Source organism: Pseudoalteromonas sp. PS5 (assembly GCF_004103255.1).
Classification (GTDB): domain Bacteria; phylum Pseudomonadota; class Gammaproteobacteria; order Enterobacterales; family Alteromonadaceae; genus Pseudoalteromonas; species Pseudoalteromonas peptidolytica.
In genome coordinates this window covers 12,089-32,083 of the sequence record NZ_RCSQ01000056.1, presented here as the reverse complement: position 1 = coordinate 32,083, position 19,995 = coordinate 12,089, and the positions used below count along the sequence as shown (strand labels likewise).

Below are 19,995 nucleotides of genomic sequence, written 5' to 3'. Positions count from 1 at the left end.
TTTCTTCCTGTGACAACCAATAACATTAATTATAGTGAACTTGCCGAACAAATTAAGCAATGGGGCCAAGCACTTGGCTTTGCAGAAGTGGGTATCACAGACATTGATCTGAGCCAGCACGAGGCGCAGTTACAACGGTGGTTGGATGCCGGCTACCATGGTGAAATGGCTTATATGGCTGCACATGGAATGAAACGAGCTCGCCCTCAGGAGCTGGTTCAAGGAACACAACGTATTATTTCAGTAAAAATGAATTACCTCCCTCCCGATGCCAGTTTTGCCAAGGCATTGGGAAATAAAACAACGGCTTATATTTCACGCTATGCACTAGGTAGAGACTATCATAAAGTGATGCGTAATAAACTAAAACAGCTTGGTAAAATGATAGAGCAGCAAGTTGGGTCTCTAGGCTTTAGGCCATTTGTCGATTCAGCACCTGTTCTAGAGCGTCAAATAGCACAAAAAGCGGGGTTGGGCTGGCAAGGGAAAAATAGCTTAGTCATCAATAAGCAAGCAGGCTCTTGGTTTTTTCTTGGTGAGCTTTTTGTTGATATTCCACTGCCAATCGACAAACCTCATGAAGATGAAGGATGTGGTCGATGTACAGCTTGTCTGACTCTATGTCCAACCGGTGCTATTGTCGCTCCTTATGTTGTCGATGCTAGACGTTGTATTTCATACCTAACGATAGAGCTACAAGGGGCTATTCCTGAGCAATTTCGTGCAAAAATAGGCAACCGAGTTTATGGCTGCGACGACTGCCAATTGGTTTGCCCTTGGAACCGCTACGGGCAACTGACCCAAGAAGACGACTTTCTTCCTCGGCAGCACCTTAAAGATAAAGATCTATTGTCATTGTTTGCTTGGAGTGAAGAAACATTTTTAAAAAATACAGAAGGCAGCCCAATACGTCGAATTGGACACGAGCGATGGCTACGCAATTTAGCCGTAGGCCTTGGTAATGCTCCGTATAACGAGGAAATAGTTCGAGCATTAGAAGACAAGCGTCAAAGCACCACCGCGCTGGTGATCGAGCATATAGATTGGGCACTGCAACAACAAAGGGACAAATGTGCTCAATCTACACGTAAAAATGAAAGATTAATCCGTATCATAGAAAAAGGACTGCCACGTGATGCGTAACCTAAGCTCCGCTTCGCAATTTACGTCTTTCTTTTATCGCTCAGCCCGACGCGAGAGTACTTTTAAGTCTTCTTCAATATCATGAAAGGCAGCTCTCACTTCATGAACGCTGGCTTCTCGGGCAACAGAGCTTTGAATTGCTTTATCTACATTTTGATATATAAACTGCTCCTGATCCTCGTCTAGCCCCATTGTAGGGATCCGCGCTTCGAACAGCTCTTGTAGCACTCTAAACACTTTTTCATTTTCTTGACGATTTTTATCAAGTAGCGAAATCATACTTTTGAACTTGCCCTGCACCATTGTGATTGCCGCTTCTAAGTCTTCTCGTTGCTGCGTTAGTTTTCTTTTTGTAAGTATCGCAAGAAGCTGCTGCTCAGTAACACTGGCTATAAAACAGATATGATCTCGTAAGCGACCATGTTTTTCTTGGTCGTCACTGGGCATATTCAAAATCAAGATACTCAGCCAAGGGTAATTTACCAAAATACGATTTGTGAATTCATGTAATCTCCCCTTGGTATGAAGAATTTCAAATAATTCAATCACGATAGGTGAACATATTCCGGTTGTTGCAAAATGATGTTTTTGTCCTTCAAGCCTTACCTCTACATTGCAATTTAGCCCTAGTCCTTTCAAACATTGGCACAGTGCAGCAGCAAGCCTTGGGATCGAGTCAATTTCCCCTATTTGCTCAATATAATTGACGATTTGACCCATCTCGCTACTATTTGCCATGGCGCTAAACGCGGTAGAAGTAGCGTCTTCAACCTGCTGTGCGAGCACATCTTTTTCTTTGAGCATCTGACTTAAATGTTGTAACTTGGCTTTTAATTCCCCTTGCCCAAATGGTTTAACAATATAATCCTCAGCACCTACTGAATACCCTTCCATACGCTCTTCAACTGATCCTCTTGCAGAGACAAACATGACGATAATGTGCTGGGTGTTCGGGTTGGCTTTTATTGCTTTACACACCTCATAGCCATTCATCTTCGGCATGCTCACGTCCAGTAAAATAACCTGAGGGTCAAACTCCTCAACAACGCCAAGACACGCCTTTCCACTCTCAACCGTTTTAAGCTCAAAGTCTAAATCTTCAAGAATTTCTTCAATGATTTCTAAATTAAACGGCTCGTCATCCACCGCCAAGATTCTTTGTAACGCCATAGGTGCTATCCTTTACTGGTATATGACAGTATTAAGTACACATCACACTCTCCGTATCCAACTGAGTCCAGTTATCACCATTATCTCAATTTATAACTTAATCCAGTGGAAAAGTACGCCATTCACATGTTAAACACTTATGAATAAGCAAGTAACGAAGTCTGCGTTTGTTACTGCACAATTTCTAACTTTAAATAGGACACATACTCAATACCATAAGTATAAAAACATAGTCTTCTTAGTTATAGACCGATACCGTGAAGCTTGCCAGCTAGCATCATTACACTAGATAACTCCTTCAGTATACTCAACCAATGGTAAGCTTATGTGAATACTGGCTCCGCCATCAGGGTTATTCTGTGCATAGACTTGCCCTTTATGCAGCAAGATGAACTCTTTGCAAATAGCAAGCCCTAAACCAGTACCCCCTGCACCGCTATCGGTTTTACTACTTTGAACAAATTTAGCAAAAATCTGTTCTAGTTCATCCTCTGGGATCCCAACTCCTTGATCAATGATTTTGATATGAATATCCTGCCCTTCGCAGCTAAGCACAATACTCACTTCACTTCCTTCGGGGCTAAATTTCAAAGCATTACCTAGCAAGTTTCTTATCACTTGATTTATTTGCTCTGGATCACAGAATGTCATTACTCCTCGGTTTGGCTTCTCAAAGCGGATCTTAATGCGCTTCTCAAGCGCAGTCCCTGAAACATCTTCAATACCACTTTGAATAATGTTTACTAAGTTATGAAAACTGGGATTAAAAGGAAAACGACCAGCGTCTAGTTTTGATAAATCTAATAGATTATTAAGCAGCACTAACAAGCGCTCTCCGCTGGTTTCAATACGTGACAAATATTTTTTTAATTTATCGATGGGTACCTCTGGGCTCATCAACTTATCTAGCCCAAATCGCGCAAAACTTAATATCGAGTGCATCGGCGTACGAAGTTCATGAGACATATTGGCTAAAAATTCTGACTTCGATAAGTTAGCTGCCTCAGCCGCTTCCTTCGCTTTTAGCAATTGTGAGGTTCTCGCCTGTACCTCAAACTCTAACAGCTCTTTGGTCTCTTCTAACATTTCTTGCTGCTCTTTGAGCTTAGACACATTTTTAAAAATGACCGCAAGGCCATTTCACCGTGATGATCTATCTCGTTAAAAGTACCCATAAGTGGAATGCTGCGCTCTCCGACTTTAGGAAGGCTTAGCTCACAGTCAAAATGTTTTAGCATACCGATATGCTTCATTAAGTCGCGCAATTGTAAAACTGACACTTCATCAAATAGCTCAAAAATAGATAAAGGTTGTAGCTCCTCCTCTGTGAGTTCAAATAATTCACAGCACGAGTCATTCGCTTCAATAATGTGCCCTTGGCGATTAAACAGCATGATAGGATCAGGCGTGTGCTTATAAATAACTCGTAACAAGCTGTCTCTTTCGATAAGCGCATCTACGGTGTCCTGCAACCGCTCCACCAGCTCTTGATTATGGCGTCTCAGCAGCTCTGTTTGCCAAAGTTTATGTAAGCTTTGCAACAGATCGCTTTCATCAAACGGTTTGATAAGCACATCCTCAACCCCCTGTCGCACAGCTTCTAACATATCTACCTGATTGACACGAGACGTCATCAGTAAGCAACGGCAATTATGGTGCACTTGGCGCACTTTATTAAATACATCAAGACCTGTGTCTTTTTCTAAATTAAAGTCACAGATCAATAAATCGACAGGGTGCTGCTCTGCAGCATGAAGTGCTTCGGGCAAGGTAGTTGCAGTTATCACTGCAAGCTGAGCGCCTCGAAGACTATTTGCAAGCATCTCCAAACGGGGGGTATGGTGGTCAACCAACAAGACTTTCGGCAAAACCAGAGAATTGGTTGCACCGACCTCAAGCAAGCGCTCCAATAACCCGGTAATATCTTTATTGGCAAAAAACGGATAGATCACAATACCATTTGGTAACGCACGATTTATTTCACTAAATGACTTCAAATGCTCTGCATTATCGGGTTTTGGAGCTAGCAAAACGAGCTTATCATGATGCCTAAGCTGTTGAATTGGAGACAATTTACTTGCGGGAACACCATGTGCAACCACCACAACATCAAACCTATCTAGGTCTAGGTCAGCTTCAAGACTGCGATAATGAACATGCTCAACGTCACCACCGAGTAACTCAAACAACACCTTGACTCGCATTGCTTGAACACTGCTGCTGTCAATAATCAGTACCTGACTCGTCATACCCTGATCCTTCAACCAAAAACCTGAATTTTAGTTTAGTTGAAGAATAGCGAGACGCTAAAAAATAGCGGCGATTTAGCCGCCATCAAAAATCAACAGAGACAAACACCTAAAAGATTATCGTAAAGATTTACCTAATATAGTTAAGCTATATTGAGTTCTGTCCATCTCCGCAATATGGGGTAACTCTCCCCACTTTTGGAAGCCATGTTTTTCGAACAAGCGAATGCTAGGCGCATTATGAGAAAAAATAAACCCTAATAAAGTAGTGATATTAAGCTTTGGTGCCTGTGCTTCAGCAAACATCATTAACTGGCTGCCAAGCCCCTTACCTTGCTCGGACTTTGCCAGATAAATACTTATTTCTGCGGTACCAGCATACGCAGGACGGCCGTAAAAGTTGCTAAAGCTCAGCCAAGCAACCACTGTATTATCTAACTCAACAACGTAAATTGGTCGACATTTAGTATGTGCATCAAACCAGTCTTGTTTTTGTGCTATGCTGACAGGCTCTGTATCAGCTGTTACTTGGCGACTTGGAATTGTCTCGTTGTAAATGTCGACAATAACACTGAGATCTTGTGAGTTAGCAAGTCGTATATTCATTTAGCTGATCATTTAAATGGATGTGTCCGTATGATAAGAGATAATTTCGTTAAAAGGAAAGTGTTGATGCTAAAAAGTATTTCCACGCTGAGCCTAGCGCTTAGCTTATTATTAAGTGGCGCTGCAAATGCACAGTCGCCAAGCTGCGACGATTTCACCAATGTTGAAATGCGCAAACTACGTTCCGATGAATCTATCAACTTTTGCCAGTTTAAAGACAAACCACTGCTTATCGTAAATACAGCGAGTAACTGCGGCTACACTGGCCAATTTGAAGGGCTAGAAAAGCTTCATCAAAAGTACAAAGATCAAGGGTTAGTTGTGCTTGGGTTTCCATCTGATGACTTTTTTCAAGAAGAAGACGATGAGAAAGAAACCGCAAAGGTGTGCTTTATTAATTATGGTGTAACCTTTGATATGTTTGCCACCACCGCGGTTAGAGGTTCAGATGCAAACCCACTATTTGAGCATTTGAATGAAGTTACTAGCTCACCAAACTGGAACTTTTACAAGTATTTGGTTTCAGCTGACCGTAAAACTATCAAGCGTTTTAATAGCCGCACCAAGCCAATGTCTGAAGAACTTACCAGCGAAATTGAAAAACTATTACCAAGATAAGCTGATTTTTCTATCTGCCTAGATTAGAATAAAGTATGAATAACAATTAATCATTGGAGAAATTATGGCAATCGCTAGTGCAAGGCATATCCTAGTCGATAGTGAAGCGCAATGCTTGGAGCTAAAAGAACGAATCGCCGCAGGGGAGGATTTTGCAGAAATAGCTAAACAGTACTCCAACTGCCCTTCAGGTCAAGATGGTGGTGCGTTGGGAGAGTTTGGCCCCGGCATGATGGTACCTGAGTTTGACAAGGTCGTTTTTTCAGCGCCAATTAACCAGGTACAAGGCCCTGTGCAAACCCAGTTTGGATATCACTTATTAGAAGTGACCAGCCGTAACGACTAATACACTTGCGAAATCATATGAGTTTCGCCATTATTCCTCACACCGCTTGTTGCAATAGCAACAGAACGTCAGTTTAAGGAATAATGGCATGAAACTCATAGGCTCAAATACCAGCCCTTACGCCCGTCGGATCAGAATGTGGGCGGCGACTAAGCAAATAGAATTAAGCTATCATCATATAGATATTTTTTCGCCAGAAGGTCACAACGAGTTAGTACAATACAACCCAGCCAGAAAAATACCATTTCTACTAGACGATACACAACTTGTCTGCGACTCCAATCTTATCATCCGTTATCTACGTGAAAAGTACCAGCTTCCAGTGCCTAGCTGGGATCAAGAGAACTGGTTAATACTAATCAATGCGTGCAGTGACTCACTGATTGAACTGTTACTTAGCAAACGCTCCGGCTTCGATATTGAACAAGATAAACTCTTTTTTAATCTGCAACGTGAACGAATTGGTCACACACTTCACACATTAAACGAAGCATGTACAAGCGATACGTTTTTACACTGTGATTATCTGCAAATAAGTTTATACTGCCTACTTGACTGGGTTCTCTTTAGAGAACTTATCGACCTGAGTGATTATGATAATCTAGTGGCTTTTCATGACCGCTTACAACATCAGCCTATTGCCCAGAAAACAGATCCACGAAATTGAGAACGACGATAATGAATGAAGAAGAAATTGGCTCAGAAGTCAGTGATTTTATTGGACAAGTAAAAAATACTGAAAGTGTTTGGGCACTCAGCTCAAGCGATGGTGGCATGGTTGTAGTTGACTCTAACCAGTTCGACGAAACCGATGTATTGCTTTTGTGGGATAGTGAAGAAAAAGCGCAAGCACAGTGCCGTGATGAGTGGAGCGAATTTTCACCAATGAGCATAGATATTGAAAGTTTCCTAGACGAATGGGTGCTAGATTTAAAAGAAGATGATGCTTTGGTTGGCCTTAACTGGAATGATGACAATGTCTGTATTGAAATTGAACCAGTTGGTCTTGCACGCTTATTAGTTGATATTGAATAAAATAACGATTCACGCAGCTATAGCCATGGGCGCATTATACCAATTTGCTTAATTAAGTGGTCTATTTTGAGGCGAGAAAATCTTGTCGATAACCAGACAAAAATTTTGCTATTTAGTTGTTCTAAATAAGAAATTTTTAACGCTGTTAGCGTCAGGTTTACTCCTTCAAATTGAGTAAGTGTTAAGTCAAATTGGTATTAGTACTAGCTTGATATGCGCCTCGTCAATTTACACCACGCTTTTTATACCAATTCGCTTAATTTAGCTTGCTGTTTTGATTTGAGACGAGAACATCTTGTCGATAACAGCTGCTAGAGAACAAGTTACCATCTCTATCAGGTTATTATTTCTAAATAATAGATTGTTAACGCAGGTAAACTCAGATTTACTCCTTCAAATTGAGTCTGTATTAGAATTAATTAGTATTACTCATTGGTAGATGTTTTTGATACCAGAGCGACCAGCGTCCCTTCTATTGCTCTAACATAAGCTTGTGTCACACTCCCTTTTTGGCTTGGAGCACTTAATGGCTCTGCACCAGCCTCCACAGCTTTGTCATAGCATTCAGGTACATTAACGCAGCTTAAGGTAATTTCAAAGCCCAGTGCGGGTTGCTTTGGGTGACAACGAATGTAGTCTTGTTTGAATTGAGATTGTGCTAAAGGGTGGCTTGCAAATGCTAATTTAACTTCACCTGTGTCTAATTCGCCGTAGTCGCCATCATCGGTCATGTCACAAGTGCTCAGACCAAACGCTTGATAGTAAAAGTCTAGCACTTCTTCAACGCTATCTACGTATATCACCGTTTTAACAAACACAGATTCCCCACTCCGCTATACACAAAATCGTAACCTTTTATAACTTAAGCACAAATATTGGGCAAGGTAAAATCAGTTTAATACCAATTATCTTAATTAAGTGGTCTATTTTGAGGTAAGAAAATTTTGTGCAAGATTTACATGATCGTATGCTATTAACAGGGCGACCTAAGCAAAAACAGATTGGATAAAAACTTTAACGCAGGAATCACCTAGTCGACCTGTTTAAAATAAGTATCAAAAAAGAGCAGGGATTATTATACTGGAACCACGCAATTTCGGCCTTCCGCTTTGGCTTGATACACGGCATGATCAGCTGCTTTCAGCGCATGGCTAAACGGTAAGCTGGTATTGACTTGTGCAACACCAAAACTTGAGGTAACGCTAATCTCTCCTGCTGGCGTCGCTATTCGGGCTTGCTCTATTTCATTTCTTAGGCGTTCAGCGATAATCATTGCTGAGTTTATCGATGTGTTTGGCAATAGTACCACAAACTCTTCACCGCCTAAGCGACACATACAATCTTCTAGTCTTAGCGTGTTAACACAAATTTCAGCAAAATGTTTTAATACTAAATCCCCTGTTTCATGGCCATAGTTGTCATTTATCTTTTTAAAATGATCAATATCCAGCATCATCAGACTAAAAGGGTGCTCAAAGCGGGCGTGACGGCTCATTTCTCGCTTTGCACTATCCATCAAAAAGCGTCGATTGCTCAGCCCCGTGAGTGGGTCTTTAAATGCCAGCTCTGTTAGTTGTGATTGCAGTTGCCATAGCGCTTTAACTAACAAGCGGCGGCTACAGCAATCTGCAATCATTTCTGCAAATGCAATTTCATCTTTGTGCCAGGTACGGATCTTATCCCCTTCACAACACACTACACCATGAGGTATTCCATTTTTAAAAATAACGGTATCCAGCATCGTTTTTATGTTGTGAGGGACTAAATAAATATCGTGAAATTCGCAGGTTCTTGGATCTGTTGTTGCATCATTCGCATCAATAGAGCGACCACTGTTAATCGCTGTAAAATAAGCAGCAAAGTCTTCATATTGAAGTGTTGGAAGCTGTTCTGGAAGTGTTTTACCAGACCAATCAGTATTAGCAACATTGATTAACTCTGAAGGCTTATCAAGGTCATCAAACAACCATACTGACACACGAGCGACCTTCAAGGTCTGCTTACCTTCATCAAGTAAATCGAGCAGAAAGCTCTGAAAAGTGCCAGATACATCTAACTCCTGTGAGCTAAGTCGTCTGAGGCGTTGGGTTACATTGCTAAAGTTCTTCAACATAATACGAAGAGTAGACTCTTTTTAGTTAGATTAATACCAATCAAGTCAAATAGCCAATCAAATTGTAGTAACTTGGTGGTAATACAACCCAATCACCTTCAGTGTGCTCGGGTAAGCCATATTTTTTGGTCAGTCATAGAATTTAAGTTCAGACTATTCAACCTAAAACCCTGATAGTTATATACTTTTAAAAGAGATATTTAAGCGTAAACCGTGTTGAATTGACTCTGAATAACTACCTGTATGTAAATTCACGTTGCCAACCAGGTATAGTTACTATGCTAATCACAGGACGCAAGCGCAATTCTGTCGCCGAAAGGTGTTGATTAGATAGGGAAGTAATTTAGCGTAACTTTAAAACAATTTGTTAGCCCATTCCCTATCCAAACCTCAAGTTAATTAATATATTTCGCGAGGTATTTTTTGAAAACCGGATCCGTTTTAGCTAATTGTCGCTGCTCTTCCATAATATCGGTCAACATGGCTTCGGAGGTTAGCGGGTTCGCTAATACCACCCTAAATACAACCGTAGGTTGACGCTCATATTGCTCTGGAGTCAAACGTGTCCGTGATACAAACGAGCGCCCGGCTTCACGTTGCCGCTTTTGCATACTTGCAGTGAATCTGTTTAAGGCTGCATAAATGTCTATCTTCTCTTGCTCATCCGCTTGCTCTATTGCCAATTTAATTGCTTCCGGAACATATCGGTAAGTAAGCAAGCAAAGCTCTGGTTCTGAGATGAGCTCAAAATCAGGTGTCTGTTTGATCAATTCAGCAAAATAGCGTGCTTTTTCAATGCCTTTGTCAATGAGCATTTCATAACCTTGACGGCCAATCACTCGTAAACATGCGTGCACAAGCATCGCCATACCGGGCCGGCTCCCCTCTAACGTATGACTTCCTAAGTCTTTTGAGCCTTTTCGCAATATATATTCAGCATGATGTTCAATCGCATCAGATGCTGCGGGGTCTTTAAAAATCACCATCCCAGCCCCCATAGGCACGTACATCTGCTTATGCGCATCAATGGTGATCGAGTCAGCACGCTCCACCCCTTTGAGAAGGTGACGATAATTATTAGAAAGTAATGTTGCCCCTCCCCATGCGGCATCCACATGAAAGTGGCAACCTAGCTCTTCAGCTAGATCAGCCATATCCTCTAGCGGGTCAATATTACCAGTTTCTGTTGTGCCAGCGACCCCTACAAGCGCTAATACTTTAATGCCTTGGGATTCCAATTCATGTGCTTTTTGTCGCATCGCACTGACATCAACTTTGTTATCAGCTGATGTTTTGATGGAAACGAAGTTATCGCGCCCAATACCTAGCACATCAGCCGCTTTCCCTAATGAATAATGACCACGCTCAGACACCAGTACGGCTAATCCTTTGTAGCCATAGTGCAGCATCGCGGCAACTATACCGGATGCGCCAATCCCCTTAAAATCACCGTCCGCTTTTAATAAGCGGTTGCGTGCAATCCAAAGCGCAGTGATATTTGCAATAGTGCCTCCTGAGCAAAAGGCACCTAAGGAGGTTTTGGCACTATGCATCCATTTATTGTAGAAAGTATCGTTATTGCCATAGACAAGATGGTGAACCATCCCAAGTACTTGGCGCTCAAGTGGCGTAAATGCTTTTGAGGTTTCTATTTTTACCAAGTTTTGATTCAGCCCTACCATTAACTTGGACAGTGGCAGTACAAAGTGTGGTAACGCGGAGGTCATGTGCCCGATAAAACTAGGCGCTGCAGTATGCACAGAATGCGCAACTAGCTGCTCCATAATATCTTGAGCATAATCGGAGACAAACATTGGCACTTCAGGGATCTGTGCGGACTGAAAGTCTTTTTCAACTTCATGAAGTGGCTTCTCGATTGCAGCTATGTTTTCATTCAAAAAACCAGCCAAGTTACTCGAGATTTCTTGCTCGATTCTGCTCAAAGTTGAATCAGGTGCCTCAGGCACTGTAAATATACGCATTAAGCTTTCTTCAGAGGCAACGGCGCAACGCTTTGGACCCATCAATACTACCTAACATCAAAAGGTGTACTAACACTCTCCCATCAAAATAGACTAGAGCAATGCCAATAACACAAGAGATTGTGATCTATGAAATGGCTAACTTTACTGTAAAGAAAAGGAATTGTCTTCTATTGTCGCGCCAAAATTCATGAAACATTGACAATTTTATGAAAAACCAGCGAAAGTTCAATGAAGGCTAGAGCTCAAATTTGTCGTTTTCATTTTACTTTTCAGGTACAAATAAGGTATAAAATGTCATGCTCATTCAGCTTTTATGAGTAGACCAGCTCCTATTCGACAACAATACATTTTGCAGAATATCAATGCGGAACTTTTTTGCTCAATTTCTTTTCATGTGATTAACTTATGATGTATTGTTTATATTATGTAACAAGGCAACACCACCTGAATCCGAAACGGTATTTCGTCGTTTACACCAAGTGAATCGGTGGATAAAGGATTATCATGAATACTCGGAGTATCGCTCAGCCACTCAAAGCTAATAAAGTGCGAGAGTCGACCAAAATCTCGCAATTATTGGGACTGACCAGTTATACCCCAAGATTACCAGTTGCGTGGCTCGCTTTAGCATCGTTGATCTTCTTAGCTGCTTTATCCATTTACGTTGTTGCAAACTACTATGATACACGACGTGACATTATGGCTAGTATTGATGCGCAACTTATCAACGCAGCCACCAGCGCAAACGTGATGGTTGGCAAAGGTTATCACAGCTCTCTCGATAGCATTACAGCTGCTGAATTCAAACAAAAAAGCCATGCCCTGACTGAGCTTGCAAACGCATTGAACGTAGAATATGTTTACACTATGGTGCTAAAAGCGCCTAACGTCCATTTTACGGCATCAAGCTATACTCGCGAAGACCTCAAATTAAAACGCCTCACTCGTTATCAAGACATCTACTCTGAAGCTTCTGTAACGTTAAAAAGTGCCTTTCACTCAACGGAGCCGGTCTTTGAAGTAGCGAAAGATAAATGGGGTCATTTTAAAAGTGTATTCATTCCTTTTGTGCTTCCAGATGGTACAACTTATATTGCAGGCGCAGATATTACTATTCATGACCTTGAGAGTAGGCTCAATGAGAGTGTGATAGATGCAGCAGTTGATGCAAGCTTTTTCTTTATCATGTTTTTGGTTGTCGTCAGCCTATATTTTATGTACTACAAGAAAACTCTGACGAGTGATAACCGAACAGGGTTTGGCAATCGAATTGCCTTGGAGCAAGCACTCAAACATTCTAAATCTCAACATTTGTGCTTAAGTGTTGTCTGGGTCAAAGAGCTGGAGGATATCATAAGCTTTTATGGTACAGAGGTTGGGGATAATGTAATGGCTAAAGTAATGAGTTACTTCTCAGAATTTACTCATCCATTTGAAGTGTATCGCCTAACAACATCTAAAATAGCCTTGGTGACGAGTATTGAGAATAGCGAGCATTACCTTGCCAATTTAACTGAGTCCTTTCCTTGCGCCAAACCTATCTATGATGCGCCGCATCTGTATGTAAATTTGTGCGCAGGCGTTGCCAAAGGCAACTGTGCCTTGTTGCTAGAGAATGCCTTTTTAGCGCTTAGACAAGCACAACAACAAAATATTCAGATTTGTTATTTTGACTCGCAGTTACAAATAAACCCACAGCAACAATCAAAGAACTTACACCTAACAAGATTATTGCAAAGCGCGTGTGAATCAGATCGGATCATACCCTTTTTTACTCCCAGAAAGGCCTGTCATGATCACAACAATATTCAATATCAGTGCAGCGCTCGTATTCTCAATGAGCGAGGTGCAATTATTGATGCAGAGCACTTTTATCCGGTAATGAAGCAACCCAAGTTACGCGCGCAAATTAGTATGAAATTACTTGAGCTATGTGTTACTCGATTTAGAAAATCAAACCATGCCTGGAGCATTCAACTCAGTCATGCAGAAATAGCTGATCCTGAATATTTTGAGTATATCAGTCAAATATTGCGACGATACCCGCAACCTCAACTTATCACGTTTGAGTTTGATGAGAGTGATGTACTAAAGAATTTTAGCGACATGAACTTAATGATGCAGTCCCTAAAAGCTAAAGGTGCCAATGTTGCTGTCAGCGGCGTGAATAGCGGCTTTCTTACAATAAACAGAATATTGAAATTACCACTCGACGCAATTTGCCTCGAGAAAAGTATTTGTGAACAGCTCAGTGATGACGAGATGCTAATGAGCTCCGTCGCCTACTTGGCTGACCACTGCAACACTCGTCGCATTGACCTGATTGTCCCATGTGTGACCACGAGTCGCCAGGCTAAACAACTAGAAGAAGCTGGAGTGGCGCGATTAGAGGGAAGCTGGGTAGGCAAGGCAAGTGGCCACCTTTGATATGAATACCATTAATCTTAATACTTCTCAATTTGACTGAGTAAATCTTGACGATAACAGGACACGAAAGCGGCGTTATCATCGCCAAAATTTTCTTGCCTCACAAAACAACCAAGCCTAGGTTGAATTATGTTGATTTAATCGCATTGCTGGACATTAAACCTGTGCCAACAAGCGCGTACTCGACTGCCCACTTGCCCAATACTTACGCTCAAAAGGCGTGATTGGTTGCTCGTTTTCGTAAGCTTCAACATGTGCAGAAACACCGCTTAATTCAAGCGCTCTGGCGAACTCTTTAACATAGATATCCCAATTACTACGTAGCTCTAACTGGCCACCTAATTTTACAATATAGGGAAATACAGCGCTGCCATGCCAACGCCTTTGAATATGCTTAGCCTTTGGCCAAGGATTTGGATAGAGCAAGTAATGGTGGCTAGGTTGCCATTTAGCTTGCAGCGCAAGTCGCCAAAAATCATTTAAGTCAGCTTGTACCAGAATATATTGTCCTTCGTCGGATTGTTTATATTCTACGTCATGCTTTTCAAGGCGATGGGAAGACTTATCAATTCCAATTATAAGCGCTTCAGGGTGGCGCTTAGCAAGGTTCGCGGTACTTTCTCCTACTCCACAGCACGAATCCAAAATAATGGGTCCATCAAATACCTGAACTCGTTTATTTACCTCATCAAAAGCACGTTGAGTGTGCACTGCTATCGGCTTTTTGAATTCAGCTTTTAAATGTTTTGTGACGATTTCATCGAGCTTTTCATGCAGCCCTTGCTGATTAGTGGTAATACTACGAGAGTTTGCTTCTGTCATAACCTATCGATAATTTGGAAGAAATTGTGGTGATTTTACCTGAAATTAGTCAAGAGTGCTGCCACCATTTACAGCACTCCATTTAAGCGCAAGCGCACTTAGTGCCTAAGCCCAACACCACGTTTAATCAAATTAAGCGCTAATAGGAATAAACCACAGATAAAGATGCCAAGTACTGTAAAGGCCACCCCGATATTTACATCAGAGACTCCTAAAAAGCCAAAGCGAAATGCATTAACCATGTAGATTATTGGGTTTATCTGCGATACGCCTTGCCAAAACTCAGGTAGCAAGGTGATGGAGTAGAACACTCCTCCCAGATAGGTAAGCGGAGTAAGTACAAAAGTGGGAATTATACTGATGTCATCAAAGCTATTGGCGAATACCGCATTGATAAGCCCTCCCAAGGCAAACACCGCAGAGGTTAAGATCACTGTGATAATAATCACCGCAAGATTGTGTATCTGGATATCAACAAAAAATAAGCTCACAATGGTGACGATTAACCCGACCAGCATGCCTCTGGCCATTCCACCTCCCATGTAGCCGAGCACGATAATATAATTAGGTACTGGGGCAACCAATAATTCCTCTATACTTTTTTGAAACTTAGTAGAATAAAAACTAGAAGCTACGTTAGAGTAAGAGTTGGTAATAACCGACATCATAATAAGGCCAGGCACAATAAACTCCATGTAGCTAAAGCCGCCCATCTCGCCGATCCTAGAACCTATCAAGCTACCAAAAATCACAAAATAAAGCGTCATTGTGATCGCAGGAGGTACTAAAGTTTGCACCCAAATTCGCAAAAAGCGAATACACTCTTTTATCCAGATACTTTTTAACGCGACGCCGTATTTCAGCACGATTATACCCCTCTGCCCTGCTCTAATAGACCCACAAACAACTCCTCTAATCGGTTAGCCTTGTTGCGCATACTCAATACTTGATTCCCCTGCTGCGTTAACTGTGAAAAGACCCCATTGAGCCCCTGTGACTTAGCAACTTCGACTTCAATCGTATGATCATCAACACGAGTAAACTGATAACCATCTAACGTCACCGGCTTGATGGGAGACTTGAGGTCTAGTACAAAGGTTTCTTTATCTAACTTAGCAAGTAATGCCTTAATAGTTGTATGCTCTACTATGGTGCCTTTATCGATAATCGCAATATTGCGGCACAGTAACTCAGCTTCTTCTAAATAGTGGGTAGTTAAGATAATCGTCACCCCTTGTTGGTTTATTTCACGTAAGAAATCCCACATTGAGCGACGTAGTTCAATATCAACACCAGCTGTTGGTTCATCTAAAATAAGTAGCTTTGGTTCGTGCATCAACGCTCTGGCAATCATCAAGCGACGTTTCATGCCACCAGACAAGGTACGAGCTTGCTTATCTTTTTTGTCAAACAGTCCAAGCTGCTTGAGGTACTTTTCTGCTCGTTGATGTGCAACATCTCTTGGCACACCATAGTAGCCTGCTTGTGTCACTAAAATCTGATTTAGCGTCTCAAATTGACTGAAGTTAAACTCTTGCGGCACAAGCCCTAAGTTAGATTTTGCGTCTTCTAAATGGGTATCAATACTGTGGCCAAATACCTCAACACGGCCCTGGGTTTTATTTACCAGTGAAGCGATAACGCCAATTGTTGTTGATTTTCCGGCGCCATTAGGGCCAAGCAAAGCAAAAAAGTCACCCTCTTGTACTTGTAAGTCTATTCCTTTCACTGCTTCGACGCCGTTACTATAGACCTTTTTTAATCCTTCGATGTTCAGTGCTATTGTCATATTTTGTTATTCTCCATAACCCCAGCGTTTTGCTAAAGTATGTTCGATGTTCAGATGATCTAGAATTCGCGCCACCATAAAGTCGACTAAATCCTCAATACTTTGTGGCTGGTGATAGAACCCTGGCGCGGCTGGCATAATCGTCACGCCCAAACGGCTTAATTTAAGCATGTTTTCAAGATGGATTGGGCTAAAAGGCGTCTCACGAGGCACTAAAATCAACTGTCCTCGCTCTTTGATCACAACATCAGCGGCACGCTCCAATAAATTATCAGATGCTCCCAACGCAATGGCTGAAACACTTCCTGCACTACATGGGCATACCACCATTTGTTTTGGTGCCGCCGAGCCAGATGCCACAGGGCTAAACCAATTATCTTTGCCAAACACTTGTATTTGCTGTTGTTTGGCTGCGAATAGCGTTTGTAGCTGCTCGCTCGCTTTTTGCTCATTACCAGATAGCTTTACATTTGACTCGGTGTCCAAAACCACTCGAGCTGCGCTAGAGATTAACACATAAACTTGATAGTTTAACGACACTAATACTTCTAACAACCGCAGTCCGTAAGGTGCACCTGAGGCACCACTGAATGCCAATGTAATTGGCCCTTTAAATGTTTGTTCTGACATACAAATTACTTTTTTAATGCAGTTAATAATTTATCGTGAATACCACCAAAGCCGCCGTTGCTCATTACTAAAACATGTTGATTCGGCGCTTGATTTGCAACAACCTGTGTAACAATTTCATCGACACTAGCAAAGCACCGCCGTCCAGCACTTTCAGCCTGTACTTTTAACGACCAAGACAAGCCTTCAGGCTCAAACAAATACACCTCATTTGCTACTGCTAATGACTGCATTAAAGTCTCTTGGTGCACCCCAAGCTTCATGGTGTTTGAGCGCGGCTCTAAAATCGCAATGATGGGTGCATCACCTACTTTTGCTCGAAGCCCTGCAAGTGTCGTTGCGATAGCGGTGGGGTGATGAGCAAAATCATCATAAACCGTCACTCCGTTGACTTCTCCTTTACACTCCATGCGTCGTTTAGGTGAGATAAACTGGCCTAGCGCTTCAATACTTACTTCTATTGGGATCCCAACATGTCTTGCGGCTGCAATCGTCACCATGGCATTCTTGACATTGTGTTCACCGATGGCCTGCCAGTTAACTACACCCTTTTCTTCTCCTTCAAACAGTACCGTAAAACTAGAGCCATCTGCTTTGATGAGGTTATACGACCATTCTTTGCCAAGGGATTCCTGCAAGCTCCAAAATCCTCTATTTATCACCTCTTGCAATGCCTTATCGTCGGCAGGATAGATGGCTTTACCTTGGCTCGGTAGCGTACGAATAAGATGATGGAATTGCGTCTGAATGGCGTTTAAATCGGGAAAAATATCCGCATGATCATATTCTAGATTATTCAAGATTAGTGTACGCGGTAAATAATGAACAAACTTACTCCGCTTATCAAAAAATGCGGTGTCATATTCGTCTGCTTCGATGACAAAAAATGGTGTGTCCGAAGTACGCGCAGACACCCCAAAGTTTTGAACCACCCCGCCGATTAAAAACCCTGGACGTAACCCAGCATATTCGAGCACCCAAGCCAGCATACTTGCGGTAGTCGTTTTTCCGTGTGTACCAGCAACAGCGAGTACCCAAGACTCTCTTAGTACATTTTCTCGAAGCCATTCAGGGCCTGACGTATAATAAAGCCCTTTTTCCAGCACATATTCAACACAGGGGTTACCGCGACTCATGGCATTGCCGATGACCACCACATCAGGCTGAGCATCAACTAATTGCTGTGGGTCATAGCCTTGAGTAAGCTCAATGCCAAGTGCTTCGAGCTGGGTGCTCATTGGTGGATAAACGTTGAGATCTGAGCCAGTAACTTTGTGACCTAAAGACTTCGCTATAGCGGCAATACCACCCATAAAGGTGCCGCATATCCCTAAAATATGTACGTGCATAGCATTCGCATTCTTTATTTTTCATTTTTAGCTAGATTAACATACTCAGCTTATCGGTGGCTGACTTTATTGTTGAATCTATTGCACCAGTATTATTCTGGTCTTGCTGAGGGCTGCAAGATTGAGGTTATACAGAAAGGTTGGGCCGAACAATCGTTCGGCCCAAATAGTTTAAGACTTGTTACGATTTTCTTTTGCAAACGCACGTAACTTGCGTTTTTGTGATAACGTCATTTTATTTGAACGGCCTGCGTACGGGTTGTCCCCTTCGCGGAACTCAATTTTAATTGGCGTTCCCATCACATTTAAAGCCTTGCGATAATAGTTCATTAGGTAACGTTTATAACTATCTGGCAGTTCGTGCACCATGTTACCGTGGATAACAATACGCGGAGGGTTATAACCACCTGCGTGTGCGTACTTCAGCTTCACACGACGACCACGCACCAACGGTGGCTGGTGATCAGCCTGCGCCATATCCATAATGCGACGCAACATTGCTGTACTCACACGTTTAGTTGCCGACTCGTAGGCTTCATCGATAGACTCAAACAAGTGACCAACACCGGTGCCATGCAACGCGCTAATAAAGTGTAATCGTGCAAAATCAACAAAACCCAGTCTTCGGTCTAGCTCTGTTTTGATCCGCTCTTTTACGTAGTCATCAAGACCATCCCACTTGTTCACTGCAATCACCAATGAACGACCCGCATTCAGAGCAAAGCCAAGCAAGCTTAAGTCTTGATCAGAGATCCCTTCACGAGCATCAACAACTAGCAAAACTACATTTGCGTCTTCAATTGCCTGTAATGTTTTTATCACAGAAAACTTCTCAACAACATCGCTGACTTTCTTGCGTTTACGTACACCTGCGGTATCAATCAGTACGTATTCTTTGTCGTTGCGAGTCATTGGGATGTAAATTGAGTCTCGTGTCGTACCTGGCATGTCGTACACTATCACTCGGTCTTCGCCTAGAATCCGATTTGTCAGTGTCGACTTACCAACATTTGGGCGTCCAATAATCGCAAGTTTTACAGGCTTGTCTTCAAAGCCAGTTTTGCCAGCTTCAACTTCCTCATCTTCAAGATAAAGTTCCGCAATGTCTTCATCATCTTGCGCCACGGCTTCTTCTTGTAAAGAAAGCTCTGCAATGACTGGCTGCAAGGTTAACTCGAGTAGTTGAGTGACACCACGGCCATGTGCTGCTGCTATTTGCTGTACATCGCCTAATGCTAATTGATAAAACTCTGCACAATTGGAGTCTGCATCAATACCATCCGTCTTGTTAGCCACGACAAAGCACTTTTTCTGCTGTTTACGAAGGTGCTGTGCAATTGCTTGATCAGCAACAGTCATGCCTGCTCGTGCATCAACCAAAAATAGCACAATATCCGCCTCTTCAATTGCCAGCAGAGATTGTTCAGCCATTTCAGTTTCAATGCCTTCTTCTGAGCCATCAATACCACCCGTGTCCACCACGATAAACTCATAGCCTTCGTAATTTGCTTGGCCATACTTGCGGTCACGAGTGAGGCCTGGGAAATCAGCAACTAACGCGTCTCGAGTACGTGTTAAACGATTAAATAGTGTGGATTTACCCACATTAGGTCGCCCAACCAGAGCGATCACAGGAAGCATAGACTACCTCTTTTATAAACAACAAAAGGCTTCGCGAAAGCGAAGCCCCATAAAATATTCAAAATTCAGAAG

At 42.2% G+C, this 19,995-nt stretch carries 17 protein-coding genes and 1 pseudogene; 6 read left to right on the top strand and 12 right to left on the bottom strand.

Annotated features, from left to right (window positions below):
• The first annotated feature begins 9 nt into the window (after positions 1 to 9).
• Positions 10 to 1,143: a tRNA epoxyqueuosine(34) reductase QueG gene (gene queG / locus D9603_RS07810; protein ID WP_128730872.1), complete on the top strand. Its 1,134-nt coding sequence runs from the start codon at positions 10 to 12 to the stop codon at positions 1,141 to 1,143.
• A 33-nt stretch (positions 1,144 to 1,176) separates the two neighbouring features.
• Here queG and D9603_RS07805 read toward each other — a convergent pair whose 3' ends face one another.
• The 3 genes and pseudogenes from D9603_RS07805 to D9603_RS07795 all read right to left on the bottom strand — a co-directional run bounded on the left by D9603_RS07805 (position 1,177) and on the right by D9603_RS07795 (position 5,168).
• A complete protein-coding gene (locus D9603_RS07805; protein ID WP_128730871.1) occupies positions 1,177 to 2,313 on the bottom strand; it encodes a response regulator in 1,137 nt (378 codons plus the stop codon).
• A gap of 285 nt (positions 2,314 to 2,598) precedes the next feature.
• Positions 2,599 to 4,562: pseudogene (locus D9603_RS07800) on the bottom strand (hybrid sensor histidine kinase/response regulator).
• A gap of 117 nt (positions 4,563 to 4,679) precedes the next feature.
• Positions 4,680 to 5,168, bottom strand: coding sequence for a GNAT family N-acetyltransferase (locus tag D9603_RS07795; RefSeq protein ID WP_128730870.1), 489 nt, complete (start codon positions 5,166 to 5,168; stop codon positions 4,680 to 4,682).
• A 66-nt stretch (positions 5,169 to 5,234) separates the two neighbouring features.
• On the opposite strand from D9603_RS07795, the gene D9603_RS07790 reads away from it, so the two are divergent.
• The 4 genes from D9603_RS07790 (at position 5,235) to D9603_RS07775 (ending at position 7,167) form a co-directional block, all read left to right on the top strand.
• Entirely contained in the window at positions 5,235 to 5,786 is a 552-nt protein-coding gene (locus D9603_RS07790; RefSeq protein WP_125250598.1) for a glutathione peroxidase, read from the top strand.
• Positions 5,787 to 5,850: 64 nt separating this feature from the next.
• Positions 5,851 to 6,132 (top strand): peptidylprolyl isomerase, encoded by a 282-nt coding sequence (locus D9603_RS07785; RefSeq protein ID WP_125250599.1) that lies wholly within the window; start codon positions 5,851 to 5,853, stop codon positions 6,130 to 6,132.
• Positions 6,133 to 6,220: 88 nt separating this feature from the next.
• Positions 6,221 to 6,799, top strand: a complete 579-nt coding sequence (locus D9603_RS07780; protein ID WP_125250600.1) for a glutathione S-transferase family protein — start codon at positions 6,221 to 6,223, stop codon at positions 6,797 to 6,799.
• 11 nt (positions 6,800 to 6,810) lie between these two features.
• Positions 6,811 to 7,167, top strand: a complete 357-nt coding sequence (locus D9603_RS07775) for a DUF2750 domain-containing protein (protein WP_170178637.1) — start codon at positions 6,811 to 6,813, stop codon at positions 7,165 to 7,167.
• Between the two features lie 425 nt (positions 7,168 to 7,592).
• On the opposite strand, the gene D9603_RS07770 is transcribed toward D9603_RS07775, so the two are convergent.
• The 3 genes from D9603_RS07770 to panP all read right to left on the bottom strand — a co-directional run bounded on the left by D9603_RS07770 (position 7,593) and on the right by panP (position 11,304).
• Positions 7,593 to 7,985 carry a VOC family protein gene (locus D9603_RS07770; RefSeq protein WP_128730869.1) on the bottom strand — a complete coding sequence of 131 codons (393 nt, stop codon included), beginning with the start codon at positions 7,983 to 7,985 and terminating at the stop codon, positions 7,593 to 7,595.
• Positions 7,986 to 8,242: 257 nt separating this feature from the next.
• Positions 8,243 to 9,280: a sensor domain-containing diguanylate cyclase gene (locus D9603_RS07765; protein ID WP_128730868.1), complete on the bottom strand. Its 1,038-nt coding sequence runs from the start codon at positions 9,278 to 9,280 to the stop codon at positions 8,243 to 8,245.
• Positions 9,281 to 9,675: 395 nt separating this feature from the next.
• Complete coding sequence (gene panP / locus D9603_RS07760) at positions 9,676 to 11,304, bottom strand: pyridoxal-dependent aspartate 1-decarboxylase PanP (RefSeq protein WP_128730867.1); 1,629 nt, start codon at positions 11,302 to 11,304, stop codon at positions 9,676 to 9,678.
• Between the two features lie 465 nt (positions 11,305 to 11,769).
• Here panP and D9603_RS07755 point away from each other — a divergent pair, with 465 nt between their 5' ends.
• Complete coding sequence (locus D9603_RS07755) at positions 11,770 to 13,692, top strand: EAL domain-containing protein (RefSeq protein WP_128730866.1); 1,923 nt, start codon at positions 11,770 to 11,772, stop codon at positions 13,690 to 13,692.
• A gap of 156 nt (positions 13,693 to 13,848) precedes the next feature.
• Here the strand turns inward: D9603_RS07755 and D9603_RS07750 are convergent, their stop codons facing one another.
• The 6 genes from D9603_RS07750 to der all read right to left on the bottom strand — a co-directional run bounded on the left by D9603_RS07750 (position 13,849) and on the right by der (position 19,923).
• Positions 13,849 to 14,514: an SAM-dependent methyltransferase gene (locus tag D9603_RS07750; RefSeq protein WP_128730865.1), complete on the bottom strand. Its 666-nt coding sequence runs from the start codon at positions 14,512 to 14,514 to the stop codon at positions 13,849 to 13,851.
• 98 nt (positions 14,515 to 14,612) lie between these two features.
• Positions 14,613 to 15,380 (bottom strand): ABC transporter permease, encoded by a 768-nt coding sequence (locus D9603_RS07745; RefSeq protein WP_125250607.1) that lies wholly within the window; start codon positions 15,378 to 15,380, stop codon positions 14,613 to 14,615.
• 2 nt (positions 15,381 to 15,382) lie between these two features.
• Entirely contained in the window at positions 15,383 to 16,303 is a 921-nt protein-coding gene (locus D9603_RS07740) for an ABC transporter ATP-binding protein (protein ID WP_125250608.1), read from the bottom strand.
• 6 nt (positions 16,304 to 16,309) lie between these two features.
• Positions 16,310 to 16,933, bottom strand: coding sequence for a flavin prenyltransferase UbiX (locus D9603_RS07735; RefSeq protein WP_128730864.1), 624 nt, complete (start codon positions 16,931 to 16,933; stop codon positions 16,310 to 16,312).
• 5 nt (positions 16,934 to 16,938) lie between these two features.
• A complete protein-coding gene (mpl, locus tag D9603_RS07730; protein WP_128730863.1) occupies positions 16,939 to 18,282 on the bottom strand; it encodes a UDP-N-acetylmuramate:L-alanyl-gamma-D-glutamyl-meso-diaminopimelate ligase in 1,344 nt (447 codons plus the stop codon).
• A 171-nt stretch (positions 18,283 to 18,453) separates the two neighbouring features.
• Complete coding sequence (der, locus tag D9603_RS07725; protein WP_125250611.1) at positions 18,454 to 19,923, bottom strand: ribosome biogenesis GTPase Der; 1,470 nt, start codon at positions 19,921 to 19,923, stop codon at positions 18,454 to 18,456.
• Positions 19,924 to 19,995 lie beyond the last annotated feature (72 nt).